Genomic DNA, 7,016 nt, shown 5'->3' with positions numbered 1-7,016 from the left:
CTATGCGCCGCGATGGCCGACAAGTTTACTTGTGCGCAAACTCAGGCGGCCTATCGAAAGCGCAAATGGCTGTCCGAACCGCCGAATGCCTGGGTAAAGAGCGTTCTCGGATTTCGACAATTCAGCATGCGCGGACTGGCCAAGGCCCAGGCCGAATGGAAACTCGTCTGCGCGGCGCTGAACCTACGCAGAATGTCGAAAATGAGGCCTGCGTAAGTCTCGAAGGGGACAACATTGCCCTGATTTCGCCGCCGGGAAAGCCACTTTTGCGCGCAATGGCGGCCCAAACCGCAATCGGCGTTGACGCCCGCACGATGTGGCGTCAGTACCGGCAGCTCAAATCCTGTCTGCCGCGCGGATTCCTTCTAGCGGCATGAGGCAGAGATTTTTTTGGTTGGCGGTCGCGGCAACGAGCGCATCGCCATGTCGTGGGACCTGATACGCGACCGGTAATCAAAAAAATGTTTGTGCTAAACCGCTCCACAGGCGGTGGCCGCTATGGGCATTGAATGACCGCCGCGGCAATTTGTGATGTGGTGCAGGGGTGACCGCACATGGACTTCCGGCGGGAGCGGGAAGCATCACGTGCAAAGGAAGCGAGAATGGGCGCGTGAACAGGCAGATCACCCGTCATTTGGGAGTACGCTGGTGCGCCAGCAGATCGAAGGCACGAGTGCGGCCACGTTGGCCTGGTCAGGAAAGGCGAACGTGTCCGGAAACAGGTGCGGTGGCAACTAGCGCGCATGGTTGGGACCTGGCGGGGCTCGTGGAAGGCTGCCGAGCATATCCTCGATGCGGAGCATGTGTCCCTTGCCACATACGGGGCAGTCGCGCAGTGACCTGCCGGTGAGTCGCTGGTAGCGGTCACGGTAGTCTTCGCTGGGCCCGGGTGCGGCAGCGGCGGGAGCCTCGACGCCGAGTAGCTGCCGGCAGATGGCGAGCTTGTCGGCACGGTGGCGGTTGGCGAGCCACCCGTAGCTGCGGATGCGCTTGAAGCCGTCAGGCAGCACATGCAGGAGGAAGCGACGGATGAACTCGTCGGCCCTGAGCGTCATGGTCCTGTGCCGGGACTCGTGCCGGTAGTCCTTCCAGCGGAACTGCACGGTGTGCCCGTCGAAGGCGAGCAGCCGGTAGTTGGAGATGGCAACCCGGTGGGTGTAACGGCCCAGGTAATCGAGCACGTGTTCGGTGTGACGTTCCGCGCTATTCGAGAAGTGGCGTTTCGCACTATTTGAGGTGAAACGATGGTGGTTGTCTCGGGCTGTGATGGAAATGCACGTGGATACGCCGAGCGCGAGACGCAATGCAAGTGTGAGGGAGATGGCCATCGGGATAGCGGTGCCGTTGGGCGTAGTGGCGAGGTGAAATTGAACGTCGCGCGCGAATGGCGTGGCCATGCAAACGGGGGCCGTGAGGCCCCCGTGAGTTCAGAATGGGTCGAGTCGATCGTCGCGCGCATCGGGTGGTTTGTCACCCGTAACGTCTTCGGGCGGACGGTAGCGACGAGCCTGCTCGCCGTAGACGGTGTTGAACCACAGCCAGAGATCGTCGAGTATGCTCATGATCATGAAGGCGCTCTCATCGGAGAGTTCGATTTCGGCGACACCGGCGCTGCGGGTAAAAGCGAACATGATGGTTTCGCGAATGGAGGCGGGGTTCATGGCGGGCGACACGTTGCGAGTCATCGCACCTCCTCGATGGCGCGCTGCAGAAGATCGTCGGGGATGTGAGTGAGCCCCTTTGGCACGGCCAAACGCATGGCGTTACGCAAGATACGTCCAGCCTGTCGAGGAATGCCGCGCGAAGCCTCGCGCAACTGTTCGATGCCCGAATCCGAGAGCAGCGTGTGAGTGCAGCCAGCCGTATTGAGTGCATGAGCGATGAGCTGGGCGAAGCGCTCGCGCTCAAGCACGGGCGTCAGATGTACGCGCACTTGAATGCGGCTGTCAAGCGCGGCGTACGGGGCGCGTTCGAGCTGGCTGGCCAGCGACGGATGCCCAGCCAGCCAGACGGTGAGCAGATCACGCGCGTCCATGGCAAAGTTCAAGAAGGCCGGCAGATCGCGGAAGAACTCGGGCGGCAGGTTCTGGCTCTCATCGATTAACGTTGAACATAACGTCAATCGATTAATGTGAAGTAGTCCGAGATGTGAAGCTACGAAGTTTGAATCATGTTTACGCGCTTAGTATGCGTCCACCTTCGTCCCTTCGCGCTTCACATAACAAAACGCTCACAGGCGACGTAACCAGCCAAGCAAGTCGGCTGCTCCGTGCGTAAGCCGTCCCGGCGCCGACGCTCCGAGAACATCCGGAAATACCTGCGTCAATGCCTGCCGCTTGAGGTCGAGGTCTGCGCGCGCGTAAACCATGGTCGTGTTCAGACTCGCATGCCCGAGCCATTGACTGATGGTGGCAAAGTCAACGCCGGCCTTCAGAAGCGCGACAGCAGTACTATGCCGAACCGAATGAGGATGAATGCGCTTGCTGCGCAATGTGTCAACGGTCGTGGCAGCTTCCGTGACGTACTTTCGGAGAAGATAGCCGACTCCAAATCGCGTCAACTTCCCACCCCGCTCATTGCGGAACAGGGCGGCCTGGTTGTCCTCCGTATCCGGCAATGCCTGCGACAGATCGCGCAAAAGCGAAGCAGTGTTGACCCAGATTGGGCACGTTCTCACTTTTCCGCCCTTTCCCAGCAGTCTCACCTGATATGGCGGTTCCGTCCGGATATCGCATCGGCGGAGATTGAGCACTTCCTGGACGCGTGCGCCGGTGTTGAACATCAATGCGAACAACGCGTAGTCTCGTTGACCCGCCTGCGTTGAACGGTCAATCTGGCTCAACAGCGCCTTAACCTCGTTGGCTTCCAGATATTCAATCGCATGTCGCGTTGTGCCGCGTTTGAACGGAACACCGAGAACGCGTTGCAACTGACTCAGGCACTCCGGATGTTCACTGGCGACGAAATGGGCCAGACAGTGCAGCGCCGCGAGGCGGGCATTGCGCGTCGAGATGCTGTTATGTCGTTCCCGCTCCAGGAAGTCGAGAAACGCGACGACGTGTTCGGCATTGAGATCCGCCATATCGAGGTTCTCTATGGACCGGCCGGTGTGTTCAGATATGAAACGCAAAAACAGAACAATGGCGTCGCGATATCCGTGTATCGTGTGAGGGCTCATTCCCCGGAGGTTCGGCAGATACTCCTGAAAGTATCGAACGAGAGCCTTACCCAAGGCGTTGGGGCGATTGGGCTTCATGACATACCTCCATCAATCAGAGTGCCGAAGCGGGCCTCGAACTGCTCGCTCGCGGCTTGCGCAAGCGTGGGTGTCAACTGAAGGTAATGTGCAGTTGACAGGATCGATACGTGGCCCATGTACATCGACAGCTTGGGTAGTTTGACCTGGACGTCGGCCCCCTCCTTGTACCAGCGCAGCAAAGCGCCAATCGCGAAGCTGTGCCGAAGATCCAGGATACGGGGTTGACGCCCATCATCGCCCTGAATGCGGGCCGAACGCATCATCTCTGCGAAAATCTGCTGGAAACCTTCGCCGGTGTAGCCGTGAAACCCTGCAACGCGGTTGCATAACAGCGGTGCATTGGGGGCGCAATTGAATTGCGCCTGCAACCGCTTGCGTAAATATCGGCGAACTTCGATCCGAGCATCCTCTGACAGTGGTACAAACCGCGATCGATGAAACTTCGACTCACGGATATGCAAGACGCCTTGCGCCTCGTCGACGTCGGACAGGGTCAGCCGTACAAGCTCGCCACGACGAAGTCCGGCGCTATAGAGTAAGGCCACCCCCAATCGACATAGTGCTGGCCGAAGTGGAGATTGCCATGTGGCGCGAAGTTGATCGCAGGCGACCAGCATGCGCGCGACATCCGTTTCAGTGACGATAACCGGAGGATCATGAGGAGTGCCGCGCGTGAACCGACGTCGATCCGGCACGAAACACTCTGGCTCGGTGCGTTGCCGAAAGCGACAAAATTTACACACCGTCAATTGCCGGTGCCGTTGCGTGATACCGCGCAGCGAGCGATGTGCCTGGCACCATGTGTCGTAGCTGTCCTGTGTCAGGTCGTTGAAGCCATGCTCGACCAGGAATCGAATCAATGCCTTCAGGGTTTGCTCTTCCTTGAAGTAGCGACGGCCCAGTGCTCGCCAATGCTGAAGATAGCGTTCGATTGCCAGACCGAGCGGTGTCTGATGCTGAATCATCATGACCTCCCCAGAAGAATGTCGGCGGTAGGTGATCTCAGTGGCAGACCGACCTCCCTTAACACCTCTGTTTGCAGGCGCAGATAAACGCAGGTGCTTTCCAGCGACCGATGGCCCAGCAGGTCACCGATTGCCTTCACGCCAACGCCCCGATTCAATAGCCTCATGGCAAACGCGTGCCGCAGACTGTAGGCGGAACTTCCCGTTTGACCCAGTCCGCTCGCAAGCATGCAACTCCTATAGATTTCGCTGACCGCGGTACAGCGCAACGCTGTTGCGGGCCGGTGTGACCGTAAAAATAGTTCAGTTCGACCGTGGACGACAGGCCTGCCGAAGTTCAGATAGTGCTTGAGTATGCGGGTCGCCTGAACGGACAATGGAAGAAGAAGTTCTGAGTTGGTCTTGCGTTGCTGTACGAGCATCGTCCTTTGCGCCCAGTCGATCGAGTCCAGCCGCAACGCGACGATCTCGCTAGGCCGCAAGCCATAGTGCGCCATCAGATAGAGAATGGCATGGTTCCGGCAGCCAACCATGCTTGACCGATCGATGGAATCAAGTAGCGCGAGAACATTGCGCCACGGGAGCGCACGTGGTGGCAGCTCTTCGCGATATGTGCGCGGGGTGTCGATTGGTCCGATGTGTTCGCGGATATCGCCACGGGTGTAGCAGAACAGGAGGAATGAGCGCAGATGTGCGACCACCTGTTGCAGACTCTGGCGGTTCATGCGTTGGCCCGATAGCGCCACAAAGCAATCCACAGCTTGTATCGAGAGTTCCGCAAGGGACGCCTCCGGCGGGACCGCGTAGCTAAGAAAGGTCATGGCCGTACGCAGGTGATTTCTGACCGTCGACGGCGAAAAGCCGCGCTGATTGACCAGCGAATCCCGATATGCATCCAGGAACGTCGCGAAGCGGTCATTCCGCGAGACAGGTAGCAAGTGGCCTCGCGCCGAGAGAAAGCGTTCGAAGCGGTGCTGTGTATGCCGGTACAGTTTCTGCGTTTGCGGATTTACAGGGGGAATCGCAAACAGCCTCACCAGGTCTTCAGCGGAAAACCTTGATTCTGTAGTAACGTTGCCGACACCCTCGAGTGTCTGTTGTAAACGAAAAAGATGACGGCGAAGCGCCGTGCCTTTATAGCCTTCGTCGACAAGCCAGTTGGCGAAGTCCTCAAGCACATTGGTGACGGGTGACTGCGTGTAAGGCTGGTGGCCTTTGGGAAAGATTTGCTCGAGCATCGTGGCCTCCATCAACGTCAGACGGAAATACCACCATACGCCTGGCGGGTTCAGTTATGTTGAGAAACGCTGTGCCGTTCGACGGGAAAGCAGGAGTAAATCAGAGTTACTTAACATCTCGGACTATTTCACATTAGTCGATAATCCATACGGGCTGCAGTTGCCGGTTCTGGACCAGCTCTGAGATGCGTTGCTTGATATCGCGCCATAGGTCGGCGCGCCGGTAGCTGGGTTCAAGTCCCAGGCCGCGCGCGAGTGCTCGATACAGGTCGATGCGGCCGAAGTCGGACTCAGCCGTATAGATGATTTGGTGGCGGTGCGGGTTGAGCGAGCGCGTGATGTGTCGTAGCGCGGCGGTCTTGCCCACGCCGGGCTCGCCGGTGAGCAGCCCGATGCCGGGGCTCTGGAGCAGCCAGTCAAAGCGCTCCTTCAGATGGGCGAGCGCGCCGTCGTCCCAAAGGCTCGCCGCTTCCTTGTCCAGCGGCGCACAGCGCAGGCCGAAATGCTGTCGGTACATGGCTTCACTCCCCGGCATGCCGATAGTGTTGACGATGCGCCAGCTCGACGAGGTTGGGGCCGGCGGCGGCGCCGGCGGTGGCTGGTTCAGCCAAGGGGCGCTGTCGCCGGCGTGTGCGGTTGGCGATCGCGTCAAGTTCGGTGGCCGCGCCCAAGGGCTGCCCGGCGTCGTTCTCGATGTGCATAACGGCGCCGGTATGCGGATCGACCACGAGTTGGACGTACTGAGCGGTAAGCTCAAACGGGACTTCGAAGCGCTTGCCGTTGTAGGAGACGGTACCGTCACGGCGCACCAGGCGTTTGACGCGATGCCAGAAGAGTTCATCGAGCTGCGCGGCCAGCGGCCCGAGCAGACGGATGCGCGCCAGATCCTGCTGGTAGCGCGTGAGCGGCGTATGTTCGCCCAACGCGCTGTGTTTGCTGCGATGGTAGATCTGTTCGATCCATGCCCACAGGCGGGCGTTCAGATCGCCCGGTTCGCGGATATGGGTGGTGTCGAGTTCGGCGAGGAATTGCTCGCGTAAGGTGCGATGCCAACGCTCGGCGCACACCCATACACAACGGCAGGCGCGAACAGGTACGCGCACACGCAGTGCAAAGGAAACGCAACACGGGTACGGGATTGAACGAAGCGTGGCTACTGTGGTCGGCCTTGCGGTCATAGACGCCGTGCCCCCAAAGCTTGGCGCCGCCGCAGTGCGGGCAACGATCGGGGCGATAAGACCGGGGCGTGCTGAGGACGGCGCGAAGATGTTGTTCGAGAGTGAGAAAGGCGTGTACGATCCGATCCATAGGCTGGTCTGTTGTTGGTTCGTGTTTGATTTGGTCGCCATCCCACGATATCACGGCAGTACCGGCCTTCTTTATGCCCTCTGTGTCCCGCGCTGTTCGCGGTGAAGTTCAAAAAAATAGCTCTCGACGTTCGCGAGACAAATACCCCCTGTTCAACCCCAATTTGCGCGAGCCGTCACAGTTCGGCACCGCCAAAGGGTGGCTTGGCGTAGACGACCCACTCCGCGTGAGCGGCGGGCGCGAGCC

General features: G+C 59.5%; 9 protein-coding genes. 1 reads left to right on the top strand and 8 read right to left on the bottom strand.

All coding sequences use genetic code 11. From position 1 onward, the window contains the following. Positions 1-216: transposase (locus tag AWB78_RS40705; protein ID WP_157697826.1), on the top strand; the 216-nt coding region annotated here is incomplete at its 5' end. Between the two features lie 518 nt (positions 217-734). Here AWB78_RS40705 and AWB78_RS40700 read toward each other — a convergent pair. The 8 genes from AWB78_RS40700 to AWB78_RS44650 all read right to left on the bottom strand — a co-directional run bounded on the left by AWB78_RS40700 (position 735) and on the right by AWB78_RS44650 (position 6,529). Beyond that, positions 735-1,328 (bottom strand): IS91 family transposase, encoded by a 594-nt coding sequence (locus tag AWB78_RS40700; RefSeq protein ID WP_232478096.1) that lies wholly within the window; start codon positions 1,326-1,328, stop codon positions 735-737. A gap of 99 nt (positions 1,329-1,427) precedes the next feature. Beyond that, a complete protein-coding gene (locus AWB78_RS40695) occupies positions 1,428-1,685 on the bottom strand; it encodes a hypothetical protein (RefSeq protein ID WP_062612713.1) in 258 nt (85 codons plus the stop codon). Then, positions 1,682-2,035, bottom strand: coding sequence for a hypothetical protein (locus tag AWB78_RS40690; protein WP_232478095.1), 354 nt, complete (start codon positions 2,033-2,035; stop codon positions 1,682-1,684). The genes AWB78_RS40695 and AWB78_RS40690 overlap by 4 nt, the downstream gene beginning before the upstream one ends. A 195-nt stretch (positions 2,036-2,230) precedes the next feature. Continuing rightward, on the bottom strand, positions 2,231-3,256 hold the full coding sequence (locus AWB78_RS40685; protein ID WP_062612711.1) for a tyrosine-type recombinase/integrase: 1,026 nt from the start codon (positions 3,254-3,256) through the stop codon (positions 2,231-2,233). Next, positions 3,253-4,227 (bottom strand): tyrosine-type recombinase/integrase, encoded by a 975-nt coding sequence (locus tag AWB78_RS40680; protein WP_198399460.1) that lies wholly within the window; start codon positions 4,225-4,227, stop codon positions 3,253-3,255. Before AWB78_RS40680 ends, AWB78_RS40685 begins: the two co-directional genes overlap by 4 nt. Then, positions 4,224-5,462 (bottom strand): tyrosine-type recombinase/integrase, encoded by a 1,239-nt coding sequence (locus tag AWB78_RS40675; protein WP_063959115.1) that lies wholly within the window; start codon positions 5,460-5,462, stop codon positions 4,224-4,226. Before AWB78_RS40675 ends, AWB78_RS40680 begins: the two co-directional genes overlap by 4 nt. A gap of 133 nt (positions 5,463-5,595) precedes the next feature. After that, positions 5,596-5,979 (bottom strand): ATP-binding protein, encoded by a 384-nt coding sequence (locus tag AWB78_RS40670; RefSeq protein ID WP_082883625.1) that lies wholly within the window; start codon positions 5,977-5,979, stop codon positions 5,596-5,598. Between the two features lie 4 nt (positions 5,980-5,983). Next, positions 5,984-6,529: a hypothetical protein gene (locus tag AWB78_RS44650; protein ID WP_198399459.1), complete on the bottom strand. Its 546-nt coding sequence runs from the start codon at positions 6,527-6,529 to the stop codon at positions 5,984-5,986. Positions 6,530-7,016: the final 487 nt, after the last annotated feature.

The sequence above is a fragment of the Caballeronia calidae genome (genome assembly GCF_900044055.2).
GTDB lineage: Bacteria > Pseudomonadota > Gammaproteobacteria > Burkholderiales > Burkholderiaceae > Caballeronia > Caballeronia calidae.
Note: the sequence above shows the minus strand (reverse complement) of the source record. Positions and strands in the feature narration are given on the sequence as shown.